Here is a 24,799-nt window from a genome sequence, read left to right on the forward strand (position 1 = left end):
TCATTGCCGAGTTGCACCAGACCCGGCAGCGTCTGCACGACGCCGAGTCCCAGGAGCACGAGCCGATCGCCATCGTGGGCATGGCCTGCCGCTACCCCGGCGACGTCCGCTCGCCGGAGGACCTGTGGCGGCTCGTGGCCGAGGGCCGGGACGCGGTCGGGGAGTTCCCCTCCGGCCGCGACTGGGACGTGGAGTCGCTGTACCACCCGGACCCGGACCACCCGGCCACGTCGTACGTGCGGGAGGGCGGGTTCCTGCACGAGGCCGCGGACTTCGACGCCGAGCTGTTCCACATGAGCCCGCGCGAGGCGCTGGCCACCGACCCGCAGCAGCGGCTGCTGCTGGAGACGGCCTGGGAGGCGTTCGAACGGGCCGGGATCGACCCGCAGTCGGTGCAGGGCAGCCGGACCGGTGTCTTCACCGGCGTGATGTACAACGACTACTCCTCGCGGCTGATGCACCAGGTGCCGGCCGGGTTCGAGGGGCAGGTGGGCAACGGCAGCGCGGGCAGCATCGCCTCGGGCCGGGTGGCGTACAGCTTCGGCCTGGAGGGGCCCGCGGTCACCGTGGACACGGCCTGCTCCTCCTCGCTCGTCTCGCTGCACCTGGCCGCGCACGCGCTGCGGCAGGGCGAGTGCACGCTCGCCCTGGCCGGCGGTGTGACGGTGATGGCCACGCCGGGTACGTTCGTGGAGTTCAGCCGGCAGCGCGGGCTGGCGCCGGACGGGCGCTGCAAGCCGTTCGCCGCCGCCGCGGACGGCACGGGGTGGTCCGAGGGTGTCGGGCTGCTGCTGGTGGAGCGGCTGTCGGACGCGCAGCGCAACGGGCACCCCGTGCTCGCGGTCCTGCGCGGCTCGGCCGTGAACCAGGACGGGGCCTCCAACGGGCTGACGGCGCCGAACGGCCCGTCGCAGCAGCGGGTGATCCGGGAGGCGCTCGCCAACGCGGGGCTCACCGCCGCCGATGTCGACGTCGTCGAGGCGCACGGCACGGGTACGACGCTGGGCGACCCGATCGAGGCGCAGGCGCTGCTGGCGACGTACGGCGAGGGGCGCTCGGGCGACGCGCCGCTGTGGCTGGGCTCGGTCAAGTCGAACCTCGGGCACACCCAGGCCGCGGCCGGGGTCGCGGGCATCATCAAGATGGTCATGGCGATGCACGAGGGCGTGCTGCCGCGCACGCTGCACGTGGACGAGCCGTCGCCGCACATCGACTGGTCCACGGGCACGGTCCGGCTGCTGACGGATCAGCGGGAGTGGTCGCACCCGGAGCGGCCGCTGCGCGCCGCGGTGTCCTCGTTCGGCATGAGCGGCACGAACGCGCACGTGGTGATCGAGGGCCCGCCGGCCGCGGTGGAGCAGGAGCAGGCGGCCGAGGCGGTGCCGGGGCCGGTGGTGTGGGCGCTGTCGGGGCACACGCCGGACGCGCTCGCCGCCCAGGCCGGGAAGCTGCGCGACTGGCTGGCGGAGCACCCGGACGCCGACGCGCGGGCCGTGGGGTCCGCGCTGCTGCGGACGCGGGCCGCGCTCGCGCACCGCGGGGTGGTGTTCGGTGGGGACCGCGAGGAGCTGCTCGCCGGGCTCGCCGCCGTGGCGGAGGAGACGCCGGGGCCGGGGGCGGTCGTGGGTACGGCGGCCGGCGGCAAGCTGGCGGTGCTGTTCACCGGCCAGGGCGCGCAGCGCGCGGGTATGGGCGCGGAGCTGTACGAGACGTACCCGGTGTTCGCCGAGGCGCTGGACGAAGCCTGCGCGGCCCTGGACGCGCACCTCCCGCGGCCGCTGAAGCCCCTGCTGTTCGCCGAGGCGGACACGGACGAGGCGGCGCTGCTGGACGACACGACGTACACGCAGCCCGCGCTGTTCGCGTACGAGGTGGCCCTGTTCCGGCTGGCGGAGTCGTTCGGGGTGCGGCCGGACTTCCTGGCCGGTCACTCCATCGGGGAGCTGACGGCGGCCCACCTGGCCGGGGTGTGGACGCTGGCGGACGCCGCCAAGCTGGTCGCCACCCGGGGGCGGCTCATGGGCGCCCTGCCCGCGGGCGGCGCGATGCTGTCCGTCGCCGCCGACCGGGACGCCACCGCCCGCCTGCTGGAGGACGTCGACGGCGCGTCGGTCGCCGCGCACAACTCGCCCGTCTCCACGGTCGTCTCCGGCGACGCCGACGCCATGGACACCGTCGCCGAGCGGTGCGCCGAGGCGGGCGTGACCGCCCGGCGGCTGCGGGTGAGCCACGCGTTCCACTCGGCGCACATGGACCCGATCCTGGCGGAGTTCCGCGCGGCCGTCGCCGATGTGCCCGCCCAGGCGCCGGCGCTGCCGGTGGTCTCCAACCGCACCGGGCAGCCCCTCACGGCGGCCGAGGCGGCCTCGCCCGAGTACTGGGCGGAGCAGCTGCGGCACAGCGTCGAGTACGCCGCCGTCACGGCGTACCTGGAAGAGGCGGGCACCGGTACGTACCTCGAACTCGGCCCGGACACCACCCTGGCGACCCTCACCGCCGACACCCTCACCTCCCCGGCCACCGCCGTCGCCGCCCAGCACCGCAAGCGGGGGCAGGTGGAGGCGCTGACGGCCGCGTTCGCCGCGGTCCACGCCGCGCACACCCCCCTCGACTGGCCCGGCTCCACCGCCACCGTCGGCCTTCCCACCTACGCGTTCCAGCACCGGACGTACTGGCTCAGCGCCCCCGCCCACGGCGGCGACCCCGGGCACCTCGGGCTGCGCCGCACCGAACACGCCCTGCTCGGCGCCGCGATGGAGCTGGCGGACGGCGGCGGTGCCGTCACGTTCACCGGCAGCCTCAGCCTGCGTACGCACCCCTGGCTCGCCGACCACGCGGTAGGCGGCACCGTCCTCCTGCCGGGCACCGCCTTCGTCGACCTCGCGCTGCACGCGGGCGAGCACACCGGCCACCCCCACCTGGCCGAACTCACCCTCCAGACCCCGCTGGTGCTCGGCGAGCACGGCACCGTCCACCTCCAGGTGACCGCGGGCGGCGACGCGGACGGCAGCGGGCGGCGGCCGGTCACGGTCCACTCGCGCGCCGAGGACGGCGACGTCTGGACCCCGCACGCCACCGGTTTCCTCACCGCGGCGCCCGCCGCCGGCCAGGACGACGAGCCGGCCGCCGACCTCGCCGCCTGGCCGCCCGCCGGCGCCGAGCCGCTGCCCGTCGAGTCGCTGTACGACGACCTGGCGGCGCACGGCTACCACTACGGCCCCGCGTTCCGCGGCCTGACCGCGGCCTGGCGGGCCGCGGACGGCGGCGTGTACGCGGAGGTCGACCTCGCCGACGACGCCGGCACCGACCCGGCCGGGTACGGCATCCACCCCGCGCTCCTGGACGCCGCCCTGCACGCGCTGGGCCTGGCCCCGGGCGGTGAGGACGGCACGCAGCTGCCGTTCTCCTGGAGCGGCGTCGAACTGCGCGCCACCGGCGCGGACTTCCTCCGCGTCCACGTGCGGCGGACCGCGCCGGAGTCGGCGCGGATCACCCTGGCCGACGCGGCGGGCAGCCCCGTGGGCCGGGTCGGTTCGCTGACGCTGCGGCAGGTCGACGCCGCGCAGTTGCAGCGGGCCGCCACGCCCGATCCGTACCACGACAGCCTGTTCACCCTGGACTGGGCCCCGCTCGCCGTCCCGGAGGCGGACACCGCGCCCGGGCACGTCTTCGTCACCGCGCTGGGCTCCGGCGGCGGCCTCCCCGGTGCCGCCGGCGGCCGGGTCGTCGCGGACCTCGACGCGCTGCTCGCCGAAGGCGACCTCCCGGGGACCGTGCTGCTGCCCGTGGGCGATCCGGGCGAGGGCCCGCTGCCCGCGCGGGTGCGGGAGCTGAACACCGGGCTGCTGGAGCTCGTCCAGCGCTGGCTCGCGGACGAGCGGCTGGCCGGTGTCCGGCTCGCCGTCGTGACGTCGGGCGCCGTGGCCGCCGAGCCCGGCGACCCGGTGACCGACCTGGCCGGCGCCGCCGCCTGGGGTCTGCTGCGCTCCGCGCAGTCGGAGCACCCGGACCGCTTCCTGCTGGTCGACGTGGACGCGGACCCGCGCACCGCGGCGGCGCTCGGCGCCGTCCTGGCCGCCGGCGAGCCGCAGACCGCGGTACGGGAGGGCCGTGCCCTCGCCGCCCGCCTCGGCCGGTCCGCGGCCGACGACGTGCTGGCGCCGCCGCCCGGCGCGGAGCACTGGTGCCTGGGCGTGACCGGCCAGGGCTCCCTGGAAGACGTCGCGCTCGTCCCGTCGCCCGAGGCGGGCGCCGACCTGCGGCCCGGTGAGGTACGGGTCGCCGTACGGGCCGGCGGGCTGAACTTCCGCGACGTCGTCGTGACGCTCGGCATGGTCGCCGACGTGCGCGCGGTGGGCGGCGAGGGCGCCGGCGTGGTCGTGGAGGCCGCGCCCGACGTCACCCATCTCGCCGTCGGCGACCGGGTGATGGGCCTGTTCACCACCACCGGCCCGGTCACCGTCACGGACGCCCGGCTGCTGGCGCGTATCCCGGAGGGCTGGTCCTTCGCCGAGGCGGCGACGGTGCCGATCGTCTTCCTCACCGCCTACTACGGGCTGGTGGACCTGGCCGCCGTCGAGCCGGGCGAGCGGCTGCTCGTGCACGCCGGCGCCGGCGGCGTCGGCATGGCGACGCTCCAGCTCGCGCGGCACTGGGGCGTGGACGTCCTGTCCACCGCCAGCTCCGGCAAGCAGCACGTGCTGCGCGCGCACGGGGTCGAGGACGCCCGGATCGCGTCGTCCCGGACGCTGGACTTCGAGGAGCAGTTCCGCACGGCGACCGACGGCGCCGGCGTGGACGTCGTCCTCAACTCCCTGGCCGGGGAGTTCGCCGACGCCTCGCTGCGGCTGCTGGGCGACGGCGGCCGGTTCGTCGAGATCGGCAAGACCGACATCCGGGACGCGGAAGCGGTCGCGGAGGAGTACCCCGGCACGACGTACCAGGCGTTCGACCTCGGCGACGCCGGTCCGGACCGTATCCAGGAGATGCTGCAAGAGCTGCGGGAGCTGTTCGAGAGCGGCGTGCTGCGGCCGCTGCCGGTCACGTCGTGGGACATCCGGCGGGCGCCGGAGGCGCTGCGCCACCTGAGCCAGGCGAAGCACATCGGCAAGGTCGTGCTGACGATCCCGGCGCCGATCGACCCGGACGGCACCGTCCTGGTCACCGGCGGCACCGGCGTCCTCGGCGCCCACGTCGCACGCCACCTCGTCACCGCCCACGGCGTACACAACCTCCTGCTCACCAGCCGCTCCGGACCCGACGCAGCCGGAGCCACAGAGCTGCACGACGAACTCACCGCCCTCGGCGCCGACGTACGCATCACCGCCTGCGACACCGCCGACCGCGACCAACTCGCCACACTCCTGACCACCATCCCCGACGACCACCCCCTGCGCGGCGTCGTCCACACCGCCGGCGTCCTCGACGACGCCACCGTGGACCGCCTCACCCCCGGCCAGCTCGCCACCGTGCTGCGCCCGAAGGTGGACGCGGCCTGGCACCTGCACGAGCTGACCGAGCAACTGGAGCTGGACGCCTTCGTCCTGTTCTCCTCGGCCGCCGCCACCTTCGGCGCCCCCGGCCAGGCCAACTACGCCGTTGCCAACACCTTCCTGGACTCCCTCGCAGCCCTCCGCCACCGCCGCGGCCTCAGCGCCGTGTCCCTCGGCTGGGGCCTGTGGGCCGAGGCCAGCGGCATGACCGGGCACCTGGACGACGCCGACGTCGCGCGGGTCAGCCGCGCGGGCGTCGCCCCGCTCACCACGGCGCACGGCCTGGCGCTGCTCGACGCGGGCCTGTCCGGCAGCCGCCCGTTCCTGCTGCCCACCGGGCTGGACACCCGCGTCCTCGACCCCGCCACCGCGCCGCCGCTGCTCCGCGCCCTGGTCCAGCCGCGCCGCGCCGCCGCCGCGGCCGCGGGCCGGGGGGCCGCCGCCCGGAGCGGCGGCCGGGGCTCCTCGCTGGCCGACGAGCTGTCAGCGATGGCCCCCGAGAACCGGGAGCGGCACGTCCTGGACCTCGTCCGCGGCCATGTGGCGACGGTCCTCGTCCTCGGCGACGCGACGGCGGTCGGCGCCGACCGCAGCTTCCGCGAGCTGGGCTTCGACTCGCTCACGGCCGTCGAGATGCGCAACCGCCTCGGCGCCGCCACCGGCCTGCAACTGCCGACGACGCTGGTCTTCGACCACCCGACACCCGCGCTGCTGGCGCGCTTCGTCCTGGACGAACTGCTCGGCGCCCTACCGCAGGCGGCCCTCTCCCCCGCCGCCGGCCCCCGCGCCGACGAGGACGAGCCGATCGCCATCATCGGCATGGCCTGCCGCTTCCCCGGCGGCGTCGCCTCGCCGGAGGACCTGTGGCGGCTGGTGAGTGAGGGCCGCGACGGCATCGGGGCCTTCCCCGAGGACCGCGGCTGGGACCTCGACCGGCTCATGGACCCGGACCCGGAGCGCCTCGGGACGTCCGCCACGTCGCAGGGCGGATTCCTGTACGACGCGGCCGAGTTCGACCCCGAACTGTTCCGGATCAGCCCGCGCGAGGCGGTGGCCACGGACCCGCAGCACCGGCTGCTGCTGGAGACGGCGTGGGAGGCGTTCGAGCGGGCGGGCATCGACCCGTACACGCTGCGCAACACGCCCACCGGCGTCTTCGCCGGCGTCATCTCGCAGGACTACCTGTCCCGGCTGACCGAGACCCCGGAGGGCTTCGAGGGGCAGGTCGGCATCGGCAGCGCGCTGAGCATCGCCTCCGGCCGGGTCTCGTACACCTTCGGGCTGGAGGGCCCGGCGGTGACGGTGGACACGGCGTGCTCGTCGTCGCTGGTGACGCTGCACCTGGCGTGCCAGTCGCTCAGGAGCGGTGAGTCGACGCTCGCGCTGGCGGGCGGGGTGACGGTGATGGCCACGCCGGGCGGCTTCACCGAGTTCAGCCGGCAGGGCGGCCTGGCGCCGGACGGGCGCTGCAAGCCGTTCGCGGCGGGGGCCGACGGGACCGGCTGGTCGGAGGGCGTGGGGCTGCTGCTCGTGGAGCGGCTGTCGGACGCGCGGCGCAACGGGCGCCGCATCCTCGCGGTGGTGCGCGGTTCTGCGGTGAACCAGGACGGCGCGTCGAACGGCCTGACGGCGCCGAACGGTCCGTCGCAGCAGCGCGTCATCCGGCAGGCGCTGGCGAATGCCGGTTTGTCGACATCGGACGTGGATGCGGTGGAGGCCCACGGTACGGGCACGGCGCTGGGCGACCCGATCGAGGCGCAGGCGCTGCTGGCCACGTACGGCCAGGACCGGCCGGACGACGCACCGGTGTGGCTGGGGTCGCTGAAGTCGAACCTGGGGCACACCCAGGCCGCGGCCGGTGTCGGCGGCGTCATCAAGATGGTCATGGCGATGCGGGAAGGCGTGCTGCCGCAGACGCTGCACGTCGACGCGCCCTCGTCGCACATCGACTGGACCGCGGGCGACGTGCGGCTGCTCACCGAGCAGCGGGCCTGGGACGTGGCGGAGGAACGGCCGCGGCGGGCTGGCGTGTCGTCGTTCGGCATGAGCGGCACGAACGCGCACGTCATCATCGAGCAGGCTCCCGAGTCCGAGACCGCGGCCGACGTGGTCGAGCCGGGTGGTGTGGTGGCGTGGCCGGTCTCCGGCCACACGCCGCAGGCGCTCGCCGACCAGGCCGCACGACTCCACGCCCACCTCGGCGAACACCCCGGGATCGGCCCGGCCCAGGTCGCCCACAGCCTGGTGGCCACGCGACCCGCCCTCGGCGATCGTGCGGTGGTCGTGGGCGGTGAGCGGGACGAGCTGCTGGAGGGACTGGCTGCGATCGCCGCCGGCGAGCCGTCGGCGCGTGTGGTCGGCGGCAGTGTGCAGCCGGGTGGGAAGACGGTGTTCGTCTTCCCGGGTCAGGGTGCGCAGTGGGCGGGCATGGCCGCGGACCTGATCGACGCCGAGCCCGTCTTCGCGCAGGCCATCGCCGAGTGCGAGACGGCCCTTTCGGTGTACGCGGATGACTGGTCGCTGACGGACGTGCTGTCCGACCCGGAGGGGGTGTTGCTGGAGCGGGTGGATGTGGTCCAGCCCGCGCTGTTCGCCGTCATGGTCAGCCTGGCGCGGCTGTGGCAGCACCACGGCATCCAGCCCGACGCCGTCATCGGCCACTCCCAAGGCGAAATCGCCGCCGCCCACATCGCCGGCGCCCTCACCCTGGAGGACGCCGCCAAGGTCGTCTGCCTGCGCAGCCAGGCCATCCGCGCGCTGTCCGGCAAGGGCGCGATGGCGTCCGTCGCGCTGCCGCACGACGAGGTCGCGGACGCCATCGCCGCCTGGGACGGCAAGCTGTCCGTCGCGGTGGTCAACAGCCCGACCGCCACCGTCATCTCCGGCGACACCGACGCGGTGAACGCGTATCTCGCCCGGTGCGAGGAAGCGGGTGTACGGAACCGGCTGCTGCCCGTCGACTACGCCTCCCACGGCCCCCACGTCACCGAACTCCGCGACACCCTGCTCAGCACCCTCGCGGACGTGGAACCGACCCAGGCGGCCATCCCCTTCCACTCCACCGTCACCGGCGGAGAGTTCGACACCACCGGCCTGACCGCCGACTACTGGTACACCAACCTCCGCGAAACCGTCCGCTTCCACGACACCCTCACCCACCTCATCGACACCGGCCACACCACCTACGTCGAAACCAGCCCCCACCCGACACTGACGACGGCCATCACCGACACCCCCACCGAAACCCCCGTGACCGTGACCGGCACCCTCCGCCGCCACGAACACTCCCCCACCCAACTCCGCCTCGCCCTCGCCCACCTCCACACCCACGGGGTGCGCGTCGACTGGCACACCGCCCCCACCCCTCTGGCGGACCTCCCCACCTACGCCTTCCAGCACCAGCCCTACTGGCTCGACGTCCGCGCCTCCGGGGGCGACCCCGCCTCCCTCGGCCTCCAGCACACCGACCACCCCCTCCTCCCCGCCTCCCTCCAGCACGCCGACAACTCCGGGACGTTCAGCTTCACGGGACAGGTCTCGCTCCGCAGCCACCCCTGGCTGGCCGACCACGCCGTCGCCGGAACCGTGCTCCTCCCCGGCACCGCGCTCGTCGACCTCGCCCTCCACGCGGGCGACCGGACCGCCCACCCCCACCTCGCCGAACTCACCCTTCAGACCCCCTTCGTCATCCCCCGGGACACGGCCCTTCAGCTTCAGGTGACCGTGGGCCCGGAGGACGAGGAGGGCCGCAGCCCCGTCTCCGTACACACCCGGCAGGCCGACGACGAGCCCTGGGTGACGCACGCCGCCGGCGTGCTCGCCGACGAGGACGGGGACGCGGCGGGCGAGGACCTCGCCGCCTGGCCACCGGCAGGGGCCACGGCGCTGCCCGTGGACACCCTGTACGACGAGCTGGCCGAGCGCGGCTACGGCTACGGCCCCGCGTTCCGCGGCCTCACGGCGGCCTGGCGCCGAGGCGACGACCTGTACGCCGAGGTGGGCCTCGACCCGGCGACCGACGTCACGGGATACGGCATCCACCCCGCCCTGCTCGACGCCGCCCTGCACACCCTGGGCGCCGACACCCGCGGCGGCGCGGAGGACGCGGAGGTGGCCCTGCCCTTCTCGTGGTCGGGCGTCAGCCTGTTCGCGACCGGGGCCACGGCCGCGCGCGTACGCATCGAGCGCTCCGACTCCCGCAACGTCACCCTGCACCTCGCCGACGCGACGGGCCGGCCCGTCGCCCGCGTCCGGGCGCTGTCCCTGCGCCCCGTCGACCCGGCGCAGCTGTCCGCTCCGGCGCCGGACGTCGACAACCGGCTGTTCAGCGTGGCCTGGACGCAGCTCACGCCGCCAGCGGCGCCGCGGGAGCAGCGGTACGCGCTCCTCCTCGCCGGCGCCGAGGGCGCGCCGGAGGCCGACGTCCTCGCCCGTCTCGACGACGTCGCGGACCGCACGCTGCCCGAGCGCGTGCAGGCCGCGACCGAGCAGGCGCTGGCCGCGCTCCAGGGCTGGCTGGCCGACGCGGACGCCGCGGACTCCCGGCTGGTCGTCCTCACCGGCGGCGCCGTCGCGGCGCGCGCCGGGGAGCGCCCGGCCGATCTGGTGCACGCCCCCCTGTGGGGCCTGGTCCGCAGCGTCCAGACCGAGCACCCGGACCGCGTCACGCTCCTCGACACCGACCGCACGCCCACCGCGGAGGAGATCGCCCTCGCGCTCACTCTGGACGAGCCCCAGCTCGCGCTCCGCGACGGGGTGTTCCACGCGCCGCGGCTGGCCCGCCATCCGGCTCCGGAACGGCTGGCGCCGCCCGCGGACGCGCTCGCGTGGCGCCTGGGCGTGACCGGCGGCGGGACGGTGGAGGACGTCCGGCTCGTGGACTTCCCCGAGGCCGCCGCTCCGTTGGAGCCCGGGCAGGTCCGCATCGCGCTGCGCGCGGCGGGGCTGAACTTCCGTGACGTCGTCGTGGCGCTCGGGATGGTGGCCGACGTGCGCTCGCTGGGCGGTGAGGGCGCCGGTGTCGTGCTGGAGGTGGCGCCCGACGTCACCCATGTCGCCGTCGGCGACCGGGTGATGGGGCTGCTGTCCGGCACCGGGCCGATCACAATGACGGACGCGCGCCTGGTCACCCGTATCCCCGACGGCTGGACCTTCGCCGAGGCGGCGACGGTGCCGATCGTCTACCTCACCGCGTACTACGGCCTGTCGGACCTGGCCGGGGTGCAGGAGGGCGAGCGGCTGCTGCTGCACGCGGCGACGGGCGGCGTGGGCATGGCCACCCTCCACCTCGCCGAGCACTGGGGGCTGGAGGTCTTCGCGACGGCGAGCGAGCCCAAGCAGCACGTGCTGCGGGAGTACGGGCTGCCGGACGCCCGTATCGCGTCGTCCCGGACGCTGGACTTCGAGGAGCAGTTCCGCACGGCGACCGACGGCGCGGGCGTGGACGTCGTCCTGAACTCCCTGGCCGGGGAGTTCACCGACGCCTCGCTGCGGCTGCTGGGCGACGGCGGCCGGTTCGTGGAGATCGGCAAGACCGACATCCGGGATGGCGAGGCGGTCGCGGAGGAGTACCCCGGCACGACGTACCAGGTCTTCGACCTCGGCGACGCCGGTCCGGACCGTATCCAGGAGATGCTGCGGGAGTTGGGTGAGCTGTTCGCCCGCGGGGCGGTCGCCCCGCTGCCCGTCACCGCGTGGGACATCCACGACGCGCAGCAGGCGATCCGGTTCCTGAGCCAGGCGAAGCACGTCGGCAAGGTCGTGCTGACGATCCCGGCGCCGATCGACCCGGACGGCACCGTCCTGATCACCGGCGGCACCGGCGTCCTCGGCGCCCACGTCGCACGCCACCTCGTCACCGCCCACGGCGTACGCAACCTCCTGCTCACCAGCCGCTCCGGACCCGACGCAGCCGGAGCCACAGAGCTGCACGACGAACTCACCGCCCTCGGCGCCGACGTACGCATCACCGCCTGCGACACCGCCGACCGCGACCAACTCACCACCCTCCTCGACACCGTCAGCGACGAACACCCCCTCACCGGTGTCGTGCATGCCGCCGGTGCGCTCGACGACGCCACAACCGAGCACCTGACGCCCGCGCACCTGGCGACGGTCCGCCGGCCCAAGGTGGACGCGGCCTGGCACCTGCACGAGCTGACCGCCGAGCGGGACGTGGACACCTTCGTCCTCTTCTCGTCCGCCGCGGCCGGACTCGGCGCGCCCGGCCAGGCCAACTACGCCGCCGCCAACGCCTTCCTCGACGCCCTCGCCCTGTACCGGCACCACCGCGGGCAGCACGCCCTGTCGCTGGGCTGGGGCTACTGGGCGGAGGCCAGCGGCATGACGGGGCACATGAGCCAGGCGGACACCGACCGCCTGGCCCGCGGCGGCGTCCGGCCGCTGCGGACCGAGACCGGACTCCAGCTCTTCGCCTCGGCCCTGGCCGGCGGCGCGCCCGCACTGCTACCGATCGACCTGGATCCGACGCGGCTGGCCGCGGGCGGCGTCCCGCCGATGATGCGCGGTCTGGTACGCCCCACGCGGCGGGTCGCCGCCGCGGCGGGGCCCGGCGCGGCGGCGGGGCTGGCCCGTACGCTCGCGGACCTGTCCCCGGCGGCCCGGCAGGAGCGGGTGCTCACGCTGGTGGGCCAGCACGTGTCGGCGGTCCTGGGCCGCAGCGGCGACGTGGACGCCGACCGCGCGTTCAAGGACCTCGGCTTCGACTCCCTGACCGCCGTCGAGCTGCGCAACCGCCTCGGCGCCGCCACCGGCGTGCAGCTGCCGACGACCGTCGTCTTCGACCACCCGAGCCCGCGGGCGCTCACGCGGTTCCTCCTCGGCGAACTCCTCGGCGCCGGCGCCGAGACCGACGCCCCGCGGGCCCGCACCGCGGCCGCCGCGCGGGCGGACGACGAGCCCATCGCGATCGTCGGCATGGCCTGCCGCTTCCCCGGCGGCGTCGCCTCGCCGGAGGACCTGTGGCGGCTGCTGGCCGACGGCGGCTCCGGCATCGGCCCGTTCCCCGACGACCGGGGCTGGGACCTGGAGAGCCTGCTGAACCCGGACCCGGACCACGCGGGTACGTCCACGACGCACCGCGGCGGCTTCCTGCACGGCGCGGCGAAGTTCGACGCGGACCTGTTCCGCATCAGCCCGCGGGAGGCGCTGGCCACGGATCCGCAGCAGCGGCTGCTGCTGGAGACGGCGTGGGAGACGTTCGAACGCGCGGGCATCGACCCGCAGTCGCTGCACGGCAGCCAGACGGGCGTGTTCGCCGGGCTGACGTCGCAGGACTACTTCTCCCGGCTGGGGAGCATCTCCGAGGAACTGGAGGGCTACCTCGGCACGGGCAGCCTCGCGAGCATCGCGTCGGGCCGGATCGCGTACACGCTGGGCCTGGAGGGTCCGGCGGTGACGGTGGACACGGCGTGTTCGTCGTCGCTGGTGGCGCTGCACATGGCGGCCCAGTCGCTCCGGCAGGGCGAGTGCGACCTCGCGCTCGCGGGCGGGGCGACGATCATGGCCACGCCGAACTCCTTCGTCGTCTTCAGCCGCCAGCGCGGGCTCGCGCCCGACGGGCGCTGCAAGCCCTTCGCGGACGGGGCCGACGGGACCGGCTGGTCGGAGGGCGTGGGGCTGCTGCTGGTGGAGCGGCTGTCGGACGCGCGCCGGAACGGGCACAAGGTGCTCGCCGTCGTCCGCGGTTCGGCGGTGAACCAGGACGGCGCGTCGAACGGCCTGACCGCGCCCAACGGCCCGGCGCAGCAGCGCGTCATCCGGCAGGCGCTGACCAATGCCGGTTTGTCGACATCCGACGTCGACGCCGTGGAAGCGCACGGGACGGGGACGACGCTGGGCGACCCCATCGAGGCGCAGGCGATCCTGGCGACGTACGGGCAGGACCGGGCCGAGGACGCACCGCTATGGCTGGGCTCGCTGAAGTCGAACATCGGCCACACGCAGGCCGCGGCCGGTGTCGGCGGCGTCATCAAGATGGTCATGGCGATGCGGGAAGGCGTGCTTCCGCAGACGCTCCACGTCGACGAGCCCTCGTCGCACATCGACTGGACCGCGGGCGACGTGCGGCTGCTCACCGAGCAGCGGGCCTGGGACGTGGCGCAGGAGCGGCCGCGGCGTGCGGGGGTGTCGTCGTTCGGGATGAGCGGGACGAACGCGCACGTCATCATCGAGCAGGCACCGGAGGCCGAGACCGCGGCCGAGGTGGTCGAGCCGGGTGGTGTGGTGGCATGGCCCATCTCCGGGCACACGCCGCAGGCGCTCGCCGACCAGGCCGCACGCCTCCACGCCCACCTCGGCGAACACCCCGAGATCACCCCGGCGCAGGCCGCGCACAGCCTCGTCACCACGCGTTCCACGCTTGGCCACCGTGCGGTGGTGGTCGGCACTGACCGCGGGGAACTGCTGGAGGGACTGGCCGCGTTGGTGGCGGACCAGCCGTCGGCGCGGGTGGTCAGCGGCAGTGTGCAGCCGGGTGGGAAGACGGTGTTCGTCTTCCCCGGTCAGGGTGCGCAGTGGGCGGGCATGGCCGCCGACCTGATCGACGCCGAGCCCGTCTTCGCGCAGGCCATCGCGGAGTGCGAGACGGCGCTGTCGGTCTACGCGGACGACTGGTCACTGACGGACGTGCTCGCCGACCCGGAAGGGGTGTTGCTGGAGCGGGTGGATGTGGTCCAGCCCGCGCTGTTCGCCGTCATGGTCAGCCTGGCGCGGCTGTGGCAGCACCACGGCATCCAGCCCGACGCCGTCATCGGCCACTCCCAAGGCGAAATCGCCGCCGCCCACATCGCCGGCGCCCTCACGTTGGAGGATGCGGCGAAGGTCGTCTGCCTGCGCAGCCAGGCGATCCGCGCGCTGTCCGGCAAGGGCGCGATGGCGTCGGTGGCTCTGCCGCACGACGAGGTCGCGGACGCCATCGCCGCCTGGGACGGCAAGCTGTCCGTCGCGGTGGTCAACAGCCCCACCGCCACCGTCATCTCCGGCGACACCGACGCCGTACAGGCATACCTCGCCCGGTGCGAGGAAGCGGGTGTACGCAACCGGCTGCTGCCCGTCGACTACGCCTCCCACGGCCCCCACGTCACCGAACTCCGCGACACCCTCCTCGACGTCCTGGCCGGACTGGAGCCCGCAGCAGCCTCGATCCCGTTCTACTCCACCGTCACCGGCGAAGAGTTCGACACCACCGGCCTGACCGCCGACTACTGGTACACCAACCTCCGCGAAACCGTCCGCTTCCACCACACCCTCACCCACCTCATCAACACCGGCCACACCACCTATGTCGAGGCAAGCCCCCACCCGACACTGACCACCGCCATCACCGACACCGACGTCCCCGTCACCGTCACGGGCACCCTCCGGCGCAACGAACACTCCCCCACCCAACTCCGCCTCGCCCTCGCCCACCTCCACACCCACGGCGCCCCCGTCGACTGGCACACCACCCCCACCCCCCTGACCGACCTGCCCACCTACCCCTTCCAGCAGGAGCACTACTGGCTCCTCGCCCCCGCCGCCGACAGCGGTGACCCCGCCGCCCTCGGCCTCCGGGGCGCCGGGCACGCGCTTCTCGGCGCGGCCATCGAGCACCCCGACACCGGTGCCACGACCCTGACGGGCACGCTGTCCCTCGCCACGCACCCGTGGCTCGCCGACCACGCGGTCGGCGGCGCCGTGCTGCTCCCCGGCACCGCGTTCGTGGAGCTGGCCCTGCACGCCGGCGACCACACCGGCCATCCCCACCTGGCCGAACTCACCATCCAGGCCCCCCTCGTGCTCCCCGACACGGGCGCGGTTCAGCTGCACGTGTCCGTGGGCGGGGACGACGAGGGCCGGTCGAGCGTGACCGTCCACTCGCGGCCGACCGCGGACGAGGGCGACGCCGAGTGGACCCTGCACGCCACGGGGGTGCTCTCGGCGGCGGCGTCGGCGCCCGCGGGCGCCGGTCCGGCCGTCTGGCCGCCGCGCGACGCCGAGGCGCTGGCCACGGACACCCTCTACGACGACCTCGCCGGCCACGGCTACCAGTACGGCCCGGCCTTCCAGGGGCTCACCGCGGCCTGGCGCCGGGGCGAGGAGGTGTACGCCGAGGTCGCCCTCGACGCCGACACCGACCCGGGCGGGTACGGGCTCCACCCGGCGCTGCTCGATGCCGCGCTGCACGCGCTGGTCCTCGGCTCCGGCGACGGCCACGACGTCCAGCTGCCGTTCTCCTGGTCCGGCGTCGAGCTGTACGCCGGCGGGGCCACGTCCGTACGGGCCCGGTTGATCCAGACCGGCCCGGCGTCCGTGACCGTGGAGCTGAGCGACCCGCAGGGCGGGGCGGTGGCCCGGATCGACGGGCTGACGCTCCGTCCGGTGGACCTCTCGCAGCTGCCGGCCGCGGGCGGCGCCACCCGGAACCGGTTGTTCGCCATGAACTGGTCTCCGCTGCCCGCGGCGCAGGGCGCCGCCGCGGCACCCGACTGGGCGGCGCTGCTCGCCGTCCCGCCGACCGGGGCGGTCGCCGGGCGCACGTACGCCCGTCTCACCGACGACGCCGCCCTGCCGATGCCCGAGCGGGTCCACCGTGCCGCCGCGCAGGCCCTCGGCCACGTACAGGCGTGGCTGGCCGACGACGCGAACTCCGAGCGGCACCTCGTCGTGGTGACGAGCCGGGCGGTGGCGGCCGGCCCCGACGAGGACGTCACCGACCTGGTGCACGCGCCACTGTGGGGTCTGGTCCGCAGCGCCCAGAGCGAGCACCCGGGCCGGATCACGGTCGTCGACACCGACGGTCACCCCGACAGCGAAGCCGCCTTGCCCGCCGTGCTCACGCTGGACGAACCGCAGCTCGCCCTGCGCGGCGGCCAGGTCCTCGTGCCCAGGCTGGCCCGCCACGCTCCGCCGACCGGCGACGACCTCGGCCTCAACCCCGAGGGCACCGTCCTGGTCACCGGCGGCACCGGCACCCTCGGCGCCCGGACCGCCCGCCACCTCGTCACGGCGCACGGCGTACGCCACCTCGTCCTCACCAGCCGCTCCGGCCCCGGGGCGGCGGGAGCCACCGAGCTGCGGGACGAACTCGCGGCTCTCGGCGCCGAGGTGCGCGTCGCCGCCTGCGACGCGGCGGACCGTCAGCAGCTCGCCGACCTCCTCGGCGGCCTGTCCGCCGACCACCCGCTGACCGCCGTCGTCCACACCGCCGGCGTCCTCGCCGACGGCACGCTCCAGAACCTCACCCCCGGCCACCTCACCACCGTCCTGAAGCCGAAGGTGGACGCCGCCTGGCACCTGCACGAGCTGACCGAGCACCTCAAGCTCGACGCCTTCGTCCTCTATTCGTCCGGCGCCGCCACCCTCGGGGCACCCGGCCAGGCCAACTACGCCGCCGCCAACACCTTCCTCGACACCCTCGCCGCGCACCGCCGCCACCGCGGACTGCCCGCCGTCAGCCTCGCCTGGGGCTACTGGGCCGAGCAGTCCGGCATGACCGGGCACCTCGACGCTGCCGGCGTGGGGAAGCTGCGGCGCTCCGGTCTCGTGCCGCTGACCGGCGAGCAGGGCATGGCGCTGTTCGACGCGGCCACGGCGCCCGGCGGGCCCGCGGTGCTGCTGCCGGCGGGGCTGTCAACCGCGCAGCTCGACGCGGAGACCGCGCCGCCGCTGCTGCGGGGGCTGGCCCGTCCGGCGCGGCGGGCCGTGGGCGCGGCCGGGCGCGGCGGGGCGGCGGAGCTGGTCGGCCGGCTCGCGGGGCTGGACCGCGAGGAGCGGGGCGCGGCGCTGGTGGAGCTGGTGTCCGGGCATGTGGCGGCGGTGCTGGGCCACGCGTCGGCGTCCGCGGCGCCGCCGGAGAAGGCGTTCAAGGACCTCGGCTTCGACTCGCTGACCGCCGTGGAGCTGCGCAACCGGCTCAACGCGGCCACCGGGCTGCTCCTGCCCGCCACCCTCGTCTTCGACCACCCGTCGCCGGCGGCCGTCGCGGACCTGCTGCACGAGGAGCTGTTCGCGCAGGCCGCCCCGGCGGCCGCGCAGTCGGCGCCCGTCGATCCGCTGGCCGAGCTGGACCGGCTGGACGCGGCGCTGTCCGCGGCCGGCCAGGACGACGCCGTGCGCGACCGGGTGGCGCAGCGGCTCTCGGCGATGCTGGCGCGCCTCGGTGCGGAGCGCGGCGAGCGGGAGGACGGGGTGTCCGACCGGCTGCAGACGGCGTCCAGCGATGAGCTGTTCGCCTTTATCGACAAGGATCTGGGAAGGAACTCCGATGCCTGATGAGGCAGCACGCAAGCGGGTGGCGCTGGAGTACTGCCGCCGCCTCAACGCCGGTGACGTCGACGGCGCGCTTGCGCTCTTCGCCGCGGACGTCAGGTATGAGGACCCGGTCGGCGGCGGCGCGCTGACGGGGCGGGCCGCGGTCCGCGCGCACCTGGCGGAGGCGGTGGCCAACCGCGTACGGGAGACGCCCGGGGAGCCCGTGGCGGCGCTGGACGGGGAGCACGTGCTGCTGCCGTGCCGCGCCGAGCTGGACGACGCGCGGCTGCCCGCCGGGAGCCGGCTGTCGGTGAACTTCGTGGCGATGCTGCGGGTGGGGGCCGACGGGCTGATCCGGGAGATGCGCATGTTCTGGGGGCGTTCGGACGCGACGGTCGTGGCCGGAGCGCCGGAAGCCCGGGTCGTACGGTGAGCGCGCCCGTCCGGGACCCGGAGCCGCCGCCGGTCAAGGCGGCGTCGGTGCCGGCGGCGCTGGCGGAGCCGACGGAGCCGGTGGGCCGGAAGTGGACGTTCCTGCTGGTGCTGGCGAACCTGGGGGTCTGGATGGCCTTCATGGCGCCGTTGCAGGTGCTGCTGCCGGACCAGCTGGACAGCATTTCGCCGGACAACAAGAAGGCCCTGCTGGGCTGGGTGACGGCGGCGGGCGCGCTGGCCGCGCTGGTGGCCACGCCGCTGTGCGGGGCGCTGTCGGACCGTACGACGAGCCGGCTGGGCCGGCGGCGGCCTTGGACGGTGACGGGGGCGCTGCTGAGCGCGGTGTCGCTCGCGGCGCTGGCGCCGCAGGACACCCTCGCCGGCGTCATCGTGGCCTGGGTGTTCGTGCAGGTGGGCCTGAACATGATGCTGGCGTCGCTGACGGCCGCCGTCCCGGACCGGGTGCCGGTGGCGCAGCGCGGGCTGGTGTCGGGCTGGACGAACCTGCCGCAGGTGCTCGGCGCGGTGCTGGGTGCGGCGGTGGCGTCGGCGATCGTGCCGGGGCGCCCGGGGTACGTGGCCCTGGGCGTGGCGGTCGTCGGGCTGGCGCTGCCGTTCGTGCTGCTGACGAAGGACGATCCGCTGCCGGAGTCGGCGCGGCCGGAGATGCGCACGGTGTGGCGGGGCATGTGGCTGGATCCGCGCAAGCACCCGGACTTCGGGTGGGCGTGGGCGAGCCGGTTCGTCACCCAGCTCAGCGGCGCGTCGGCCTCGCTGTACCTGCTGTACTACCTGGAGGACGAGGTGAAGGTGGCGGACGCCGACGAGGCGATTCTCCAGCTCACCGCGGTCACCGCCCTGTTCCTGCTGGTGACGGTCGTGCTCGGCGGCTGGTGGTCGGACCGGGTGGGGCGCCGCAAGGTGTTCGTGCTGGGCGCGGGCGCGGTGCTGGCGGTGTCGTCGGTGGTGATGGCGGTGGCGCCGACGTGGCCGGCGGTGGTGACGGCCGCGGCGATTCTGGGTGCGGGCTTCGGCGTGTACCTGGCGGTGCACTCGGCGCTGCTGACGGAGGTGCTGCCGTCCGCCGCGGACCGGGCGAAGGACATGGGGCTGGTCAACGTGGCGAACACGGCGCCCAACCTGCTCGCCCCGGCGCTCGCCGGGCCGGTCGTGTGGCTGGCGGGCTATCCGGCGCTGTTCGCGATGTCCGCGGTACTGACCCTCGGCGGCAGCGCGCTGGTCCTGCGCATCCGGTCGGTGTCCTGACGCCCCGTCGCGTCGGAGCACGCCGGAGATCGCAGAAGGAGAAGGGGCGGGAAAGGCGACGTGGGGGCGGTCCTTTGCGGACCGCCCCCACGTGGTGTGGCTGCCGGGTCGTCAGGCGTCCATCGGCTTGGTCGCCGAGGACAGGATGTAGTCGACGTCCTCAAGCTCCCGCTTGAGCAGCTCCGGGTTCGCCCACGCCTTTTGCAGCACGCGGAAGTAGAGCTTGCTCACGGTCTCCTTGAACGCGGGGTCGGCCATCTTGTTGGTGATGTAGGCGCGCCACGGCTCCCACACCTTCGGCTGGATGGTGGTGACGTCGACGTCCTCGAAGCCCGCGTCGCCCAGCTTGGTGGCGTAGACGTCGCGGTCGTGCCAGTTGCGCTCGTCGACGGTCCAGTTGAGCCACCCGATCGCGTGGGACTTGATGTCCTCGCGCGGCCCCGCGTGCGGCATGGGGACGATGTCGGCCGTGGCCAGGACGCCGCCGGGGCGGAGCACCCGGAAGGCTTCCTCGAAGAACTTGGTGCGCGGCTGGTAGTGCATCGCCGACTCCAGCGAGACCACCCGGTCGAACGTGTTGTCCGGGAAGGGGATCTCGGTCGCCGAGGCCAGCTGGAACGAGAGCTTGTCGGTGACGCCCTCGCGCTCGGCCCGCGCGCCGGCGAACTCGACGTGCTGCGGGGTGATGTTGATGCCGCAGATCCGCTTGGGCTCCCGGCTCTCCATCCAGTAGAAGTCCTGGTCGCCGTAGCCGAAGCCGCAGTCCAGGACGACGTCGCCGGCCTGCATCTTGGCGGCGTCGGCGAGCAGCCCGGCGAGCGCCTGCTGCGCGTCGTCGTACGTCTCGTCGCCGGTCTCCCAGTAGCCCTGGTTGAAGTAGGTGCTTTTTTCGGTCATGAGGTGACCCGGGGGGTACATCTGGTAGATGCTCTGGACCTTCTTCGTCCAGTCCTTCGCCATCCGGAACTTGACGAGCGCGCCCAACATGCGCATGTCTTCACGGAAGGATGCCTGCGGTCTTGCCATGGTTGCTGTTCCTCCTGACCAAGCAGGCCGCAGGGTTTGGCGACGGCCGAGTTCTCTCACCGCGGCACGTACTGACGGCCGTTCTGCGGGAAATGGGATGGCCTCATTCTCGTCGCGTCCGCTAGCAGTCACCTAAAGCGAACCTGAAAGTCGCCGGGTTAGCGCTGCTTTAGTCCGCGGCGGCACGATCGGCACCCCCTGTGTCGTGCCCAGGGCGTGTCCCGGGGGTCAGGTCTGACGAGGTCCACGAGGCGCGCATCGCAGCGGTGCGCGGGAGAGGAGCGGAATGGACTCCCCGAGCATCCATATCCTGGCGGTCACCTCCGCCCTGCCCGGTCCCCCGGTCGGCAACGCGGCGCTGGCGCGCCGGCTCGGCACGGGCGACGCCTGGGTGCGGTGGGCCGAGACGGGTGTGGGGGTCCGTTCCCGCCATCTGGCCCGCGACCTGGAGTCCGGTGCGATCACCCACTCCCTCGCGGACCTCGGCGCCGCGGCGGCGCGGGACGCGCTGGCGGCGGCCGGGGTGGACGCGGCGGACGTGGACCTGATGGTGATGGGGTCGAGCATGCCGGACATGCTGATGCCCGCGACCGTCAACGTCGTCGCGGACCGCCTGGGCGTCAACGAGGTGCCGACGTACCAGCTGCAAGGCGGGTGTTCGGCGTTCGTGCAGGCGTTGCAGATCGCGGTGCGCCGGCTGTCGAGCGGCGAGGCCCGTACGGCGCTGGTGCTCGGCGGCGACACGTGGGTCAAGCACGTCGACCCCAGCGGGGACGTCAAGCGGCTGTCCCCGGCGGAGCTGACGACCGTGGCCCTCGCCGGCGACGGCGCGGGCTGCCTGGTGCTGAGCGCGGAGCCGCGGCCGGGCGCGCCGGTGCTGCGCAGCGTCGCGTCGCGGCTGGCCGGGGGGACGCCCGCGCAGACCCTGGAGTGGTTCGGCGCGCACGCCGGCGCGGGGCAGCCGGCGGTCACCGACGACCGGGCGGCCGTCGAGGAGCGGGTGCCCGAGCTGGCCGCCGAGGCGTGGCGGGAGCTGCTGGACGAGAACGGGTGGAAGGACTCCGACGTCGACGTCGTCCTGCCGCCGCAGCACTCGGGCCGGGTCACCGACCGGGTCACCGAGGCGCTGGGCCTGGCCGGGGTGCGGAGCGTCAGCAGGGTGGAGGAGGCAGGGAACTGCGGCAACGCCCTGATGCCGCTCCAGTTGCAGAGCGCGCTGCCCGACCTGCCCAGCGGCGGGCGCGCGGTGGGCCTCATGGTCGAGGCGACCGAGTGGGCGTGCGGCGGGATCGCCGTGGAGGTGCCGTGAGCGAGCCGGTACGGGCCGTCGTCCTCGGCGGCAGCGTCGCCGGGCTGCTGGCGGCGGCGGCGGTCGCGCCGTACGTGGACGAGGTCGCCGTCGTCGAACGGGACCGGGTGCCGCTGGACATGCCTGCGGCCCGTACGGGCGTACCGCAGGCCGACCACGCGCACGTGCTGTGGTCCGGCGGCGTACGGGCCGTGGAGGAGCTGCTGCCGGGGACGACCGAGCGGGTGCTCGCGGCCGGCGGGCGGCGGGTGGCGGTGCAGCAGGACATGCTGCTCATGTCGGCGGCGGGCTGGAGCGAGCGCTTCCCCGAGACGCAGTTCATGCTCACCTGCGGCCGTCCGCTGCTGGAGTGGGTGCTGCGCCGCGCGGTGGTGGCGCTGCCGAACGTGTCCCTGCTGGACGGCACCGCGGCCACCGGCCTGTCCGGGAGCGCGGAGGCCGTGGACGGCGCGTGGGTGCGCCCGCGGGACGCGGACGCCGCCGGAAGCGGCCGGGACGGCGGGGAGCGGCTGCCCGCCGCGCTCGTCGTGGACGCCACGGGCCGCGGCTCGGCGCTGCGGAGCTGGCTGGGCGGCTTCGGGCTGCCGGCGGCCGAGGAGGAGTCGGTGGACTCCGGACTCACGTACACCACGCGGATCTTCCGCGCCCCCGGCGACGGCGCCGCGACGTTTCCCGTGGTGAGCCTGTACGCCGACCACCGGACGGGCAAGCCGGCGCGGAACGGTCTCGTGGTGCCCGTGGAGGGCGACCGCTGGATGGTGTCGCTGTCCGGCAGCCGCGGCGCCCGGCCGGAGGCCGACGCGGAGGGGTTCGCGGCGTTCGCGCGGAGCCTGCGGCATCCGCTGGTGTCCCGGATGGTGGCCGCCGCGGAGCCGCTGACGGATGCGCGCACCACCCGCAGCACCCGCAACCGGCGGCTGCGGTACGAGCGTATGGCGGCCTGGCCCGCCGGGCTGCTGGTCGTCGGGGACGCCCTGTCCGCGCTCAACCCGGCCTACGGGCACGGGATGACGGCCGCGGCCCGCGCGGCGCAGGCGCTGCGCGCGGAGCTGTCGGCGCACGGCCCGGCGCCGGAGCGGGCGCGTCAGGCCGTGGCGGCGGTCAGCGCGGCGGTGGACGACCCGTGGCTCTGGGCGACGTCGCAGGACGTGCGGTTCCCCGACTGCCGGATCGTGTCCGGGGACCCGGGGCTGGCCGAACGGGCGGCGGCGCGCGCCGGGTTCGCGGACCTGTTGCAGGTGGCCGCCTCGCGGGACGCGGGCGTCAACGCGGCGATGACCGGTGTGATGTCGATGTCCGAGCCGATGTCGGGCCTGGAGGATCCGCGGGTGGTCGACGCCGTGCGGGCGGCGGCCGCCACGGGGGCGAAGCCGCTCCCCCAGCCGCGGCTGAGCGGCGCGGACTTGGCGGTGCTGCGCAAGCCGGCGCGTACGGCCGTGCGCGGCTGACGCGCGGAACGCGACGACGAGGGACGCGAAAAGGGGCCCGGCCGCTCGGCCGGGCCCCTTCGCGCACCGCGTGTCCGCGTGCCGTCAGGCGGTCGCCTCGCCGAACCAGCGGCGCAGCGCGGGCTCCAGGCCGTCCGCGCCGGTCTCGGCGGTCGCCGCCCAGGCCACGAACCCGTCCGGGCGGACCAGCAGCGCCGCGGCGTCCACGCCTTCGGCCGGGTCGAGGACGACGCGGTCCAGGTGCCCGTCGCGGCCGTCGGTCGCCGGCGGGGCGGCGGAGCCGCCGGTGAGGTCGACCAGCGCGCCGCGCCCGGCCTGGAGCGCCTCCGCCAGGGCGGTGGGCTTGCCGTCGGCGGTGCGCACCAGCCCGTTCGGCACCGGGCGGCCCAGCAGCGGGTGCGCGTCGTCCTTCTCGGCGCCGTCGACGGCGTAGCGGACGTCGGTGACCGTGGTGATGAGGTGGTGGTTGACCTCGGGCAGCTTCACCAGGTCGGTGAAGAGCTGCCGCAGCACGTCGAGGTGCTCGCCCTGGGAGAGCAGCGACAGCTGCGACTGGGTGAACACGCACGCCCGGTGGCCGATGGGGCGGCGCTCCTCGTCGTAGGTGTCGAGCAGGGTGTCGGTGGCGCGGCCGGAGAGGACGGCGGCGAGCTTCCAGCCGAGGTTCGCGGCGTCGTGCAGGCCGGTGTTGAGGCCGTGGCCGGCGAAGGCGACGTGCAGGTGGGCGGCGTCGCCGACGACGAACACGCGGCCGTCGCGGTAGTTCTCCGCCTCGCGGGTGCGGTAGCTGTAGCGGTGCAGCCACTGGACCTCGCCGAGGACCGGGGTGCGGCCGGTGATGCGCTCGGTGCTGGCGATGACCTCGTCCAGGGTGACGGGCTGGTCGGCCGGCGGCGGCTCCACGCCCTCGTTGAACTCCAGCGTCATGATGCGCGACGGCCCGCCCTCGTGCGGCGAGCGGATGACGGCGAACTGCCCGCCGGGGTAGTTGCCGGCGTGCCACTCGCCTTCCACGGACGCGATGTCGGCGAGGAGTCCGTACCAGCGCGGGCCGCTCTCGCGGACCTCGAAGTCCGCCAGCTTCAGCACGGCGCTGTCGGCGCCGTCGGCGCCGACGAGGTAGGCGCCGTGCAGCTCGTAGTCGCCGTCGTCGGCCCGTACGGTGACGGTGACGCCGTCCGCGTCCTGGCTGAGCCCCACGAGGGTGTGGCCGCGGCGGATGTCCACGCCGAGGGAAGCGGCGTGCGCCTCCAGCATCTGCTCGGTGTACTGCTGCGGCAGGAGCAGCGAGTACTCGTCCTCCATGTACGGCTCAAGGTCGAGCCAGTAGCTGGCGAAGTGCAGCCGGGGCCACAGCGGGGGCTTGCCGGCGCGCAGGGTGTCCATGATGCCGCGCTGGTCGAACAGGTCGGCGGTGCGGGCGTGGAGCGTACCGCCGATCGTGTGCTCGTTCGCCTTCGGCGAGCGTTCGAGGACGACGGCCTCCACCCCTGCCAGCCGCAGCTCGCTGGCGAGGAACAGGCCGACCGGGCCCGCTCCTGCGATGACGACGGTGCCAGTCACGTGAGTCT

General features: G+C 74.9%; 6 protein-coding genes and 2 pseudogenes. 6 read left to right on the top strand and 2 right to left on the bottom strand.

Annotated elements, in window-relative coordinates:
• Positions 1 to 2: 2 nt before the first annotated feature.
• The 4 genes and pseudogenes from ACHZ99_RS18355 to ACHZ99_RS18370 form a co-directional block, all read left to right on the top strand.
• Positions 3 to 16,973: pseudogene (locus ACHZ99_RS18355) on the top strand (SDR family NAD(P)-dependent oxidoreductase); the annotation flags it as partial.
• A 330-nt stretch (positions 16,974 to 17,303) separates the two neighbouring features.
• Positions 17,304 to 17,765 (top strand): annotated as a pseudogene (locus ACHZ99_RS18360) (phosphopantetheine-binding protein); the annotation flags it as partial.
• Entirely contained in the window at positions 17,758 to 18,177 is a 420-nt protein-coding gene (locus ACHZ99_RS18365) for a nuclear transport factor 2 family protein (RefSeq protein ID WP_420305711.1), read from the top strand. The pseudogene ACHZ99_RS18360 and the gene ACHZ99_RS18365, both read left to right, overlap by 8 nt.
• Positions 18,174 to 19,445 (top strand): MFS transporter, encoded by a 1,272-nt coding sequence (locus ACHZ99_RS18370; RefSeq protein WP_420305712.1) that lies wholly within the window; start codon positions 18,174 to 18,176, stop codon positions 19,443 to 19,445. Before ACHZ99_RS18365 ends, ACHZ99_RS18370 begins: the two co-directional genes overlap by 4 nt.
• A 111-nt stretch (positions 19,446 to 19,556) precedes the next feature.
• Here the strand turns inward: ACHZ99_RS18370 and ACHZ99_RS18375 are convergent, their stop codons facing one another.
• Positions 19,557 to 20,438 (bottom strand): methyltransferase domain-containing protein, encoded by an 882-nt coding sequence (locus ACHZ99_RS18375; protein WP_420305713.1) that lies wholly within the window; start codon positions 20,436 to 20,438, stop codon positions 19,557 to 19,559.
• A gap of 319 nt (positions 20,439 to 20,757) precedes the next feature.
• Between ACHZ99_RS18375 and ACHZ99_RS18380 the strand changes: the two genes are divergently transcribed.
• Together ACHZ99_RS18380 and ACHZ99_RS18385 are read left to right on the top strand one after the other, a co-directional pair.
• Positions 20,758 to 21,780, top strand: a complete 1,023-nt coding sequence (locus ACHZ99_RS18380) for a 3-oxoacyl-ACP synthase III family protein (protein ID WP_420305714.1) — start codon at positions 20,758 to 20,760, stop codon at positions 21,778 to 21,780.
• On the top strand, positions 21,777 to 23,228 hold the full coding sequence (locus ACHZ99_RS18385) for an FAD-dependent monooxygenase (RefSeq protein ID WP_420305715.1): 1,452 nt from the start codon (positions 21,777 to 21,779) through the stop codon (positions 23,226 to 23,228). The genes ACHZ99_RS18380 and ACHZ99_RS18385 overlap by 4 nt, the downstream gene beginning before the upstream one ends.
• Before the next feature lie 84 nt (positions 23,229 to 23,312).
• Here ACHZ99_RS18385 and ACHZ99_RS18390 read toward each other — a convergent pair whose 3' ends face one another.
• Positions 23,313 to 24,791: an FAD-dependent monooxygenase gene (locus tag ACHZ99_RS18390; RefSeq protein WP_420305716.1), complete on the bottom strand. Its 1,479-nt coding sequence runs from the start codon at positions 24,789 to 24,791 to the stop codon at positions 23,313 to 23,315.
• Between the last annotated feature and the right edge of the window lie 8 nt (positions 24,792 to 24,799).

It is taken from the genome of Streptomyces sp. MAR4 CNX-425, assembly GCF_048656465.1.
Taxonomy (GTDB): Bacteria; Actinomycetota; Actinomycetes; order Streptomycetales; family Streptomycetaceae; genus Streptomyces.

Coding starts and splice junctions, on each gene's coding strand:
- ACHZ99_RS18380 (WP_420305714.1), top strand. CDS start 20,758: ATGGACTCCCCGAGCATCCATATCCTGGCGGTCACCTCCGCCCTGCCC.
- ACHZ99_RS18375 (WP_420305713.1), bottom strand. CDS start 20,438: ATGCGCATGTTGGGCGCGCTCGTCAAGTTCCGGATGGCGAAGGACTGG.
- ACHZ99_RS18365 (WP_420305711.1), top strand. CDS start 17,758: ATGCCTGATGAGGCAGCACGCAAGCGGGTGGCGCTGGAGTACTGCCGC.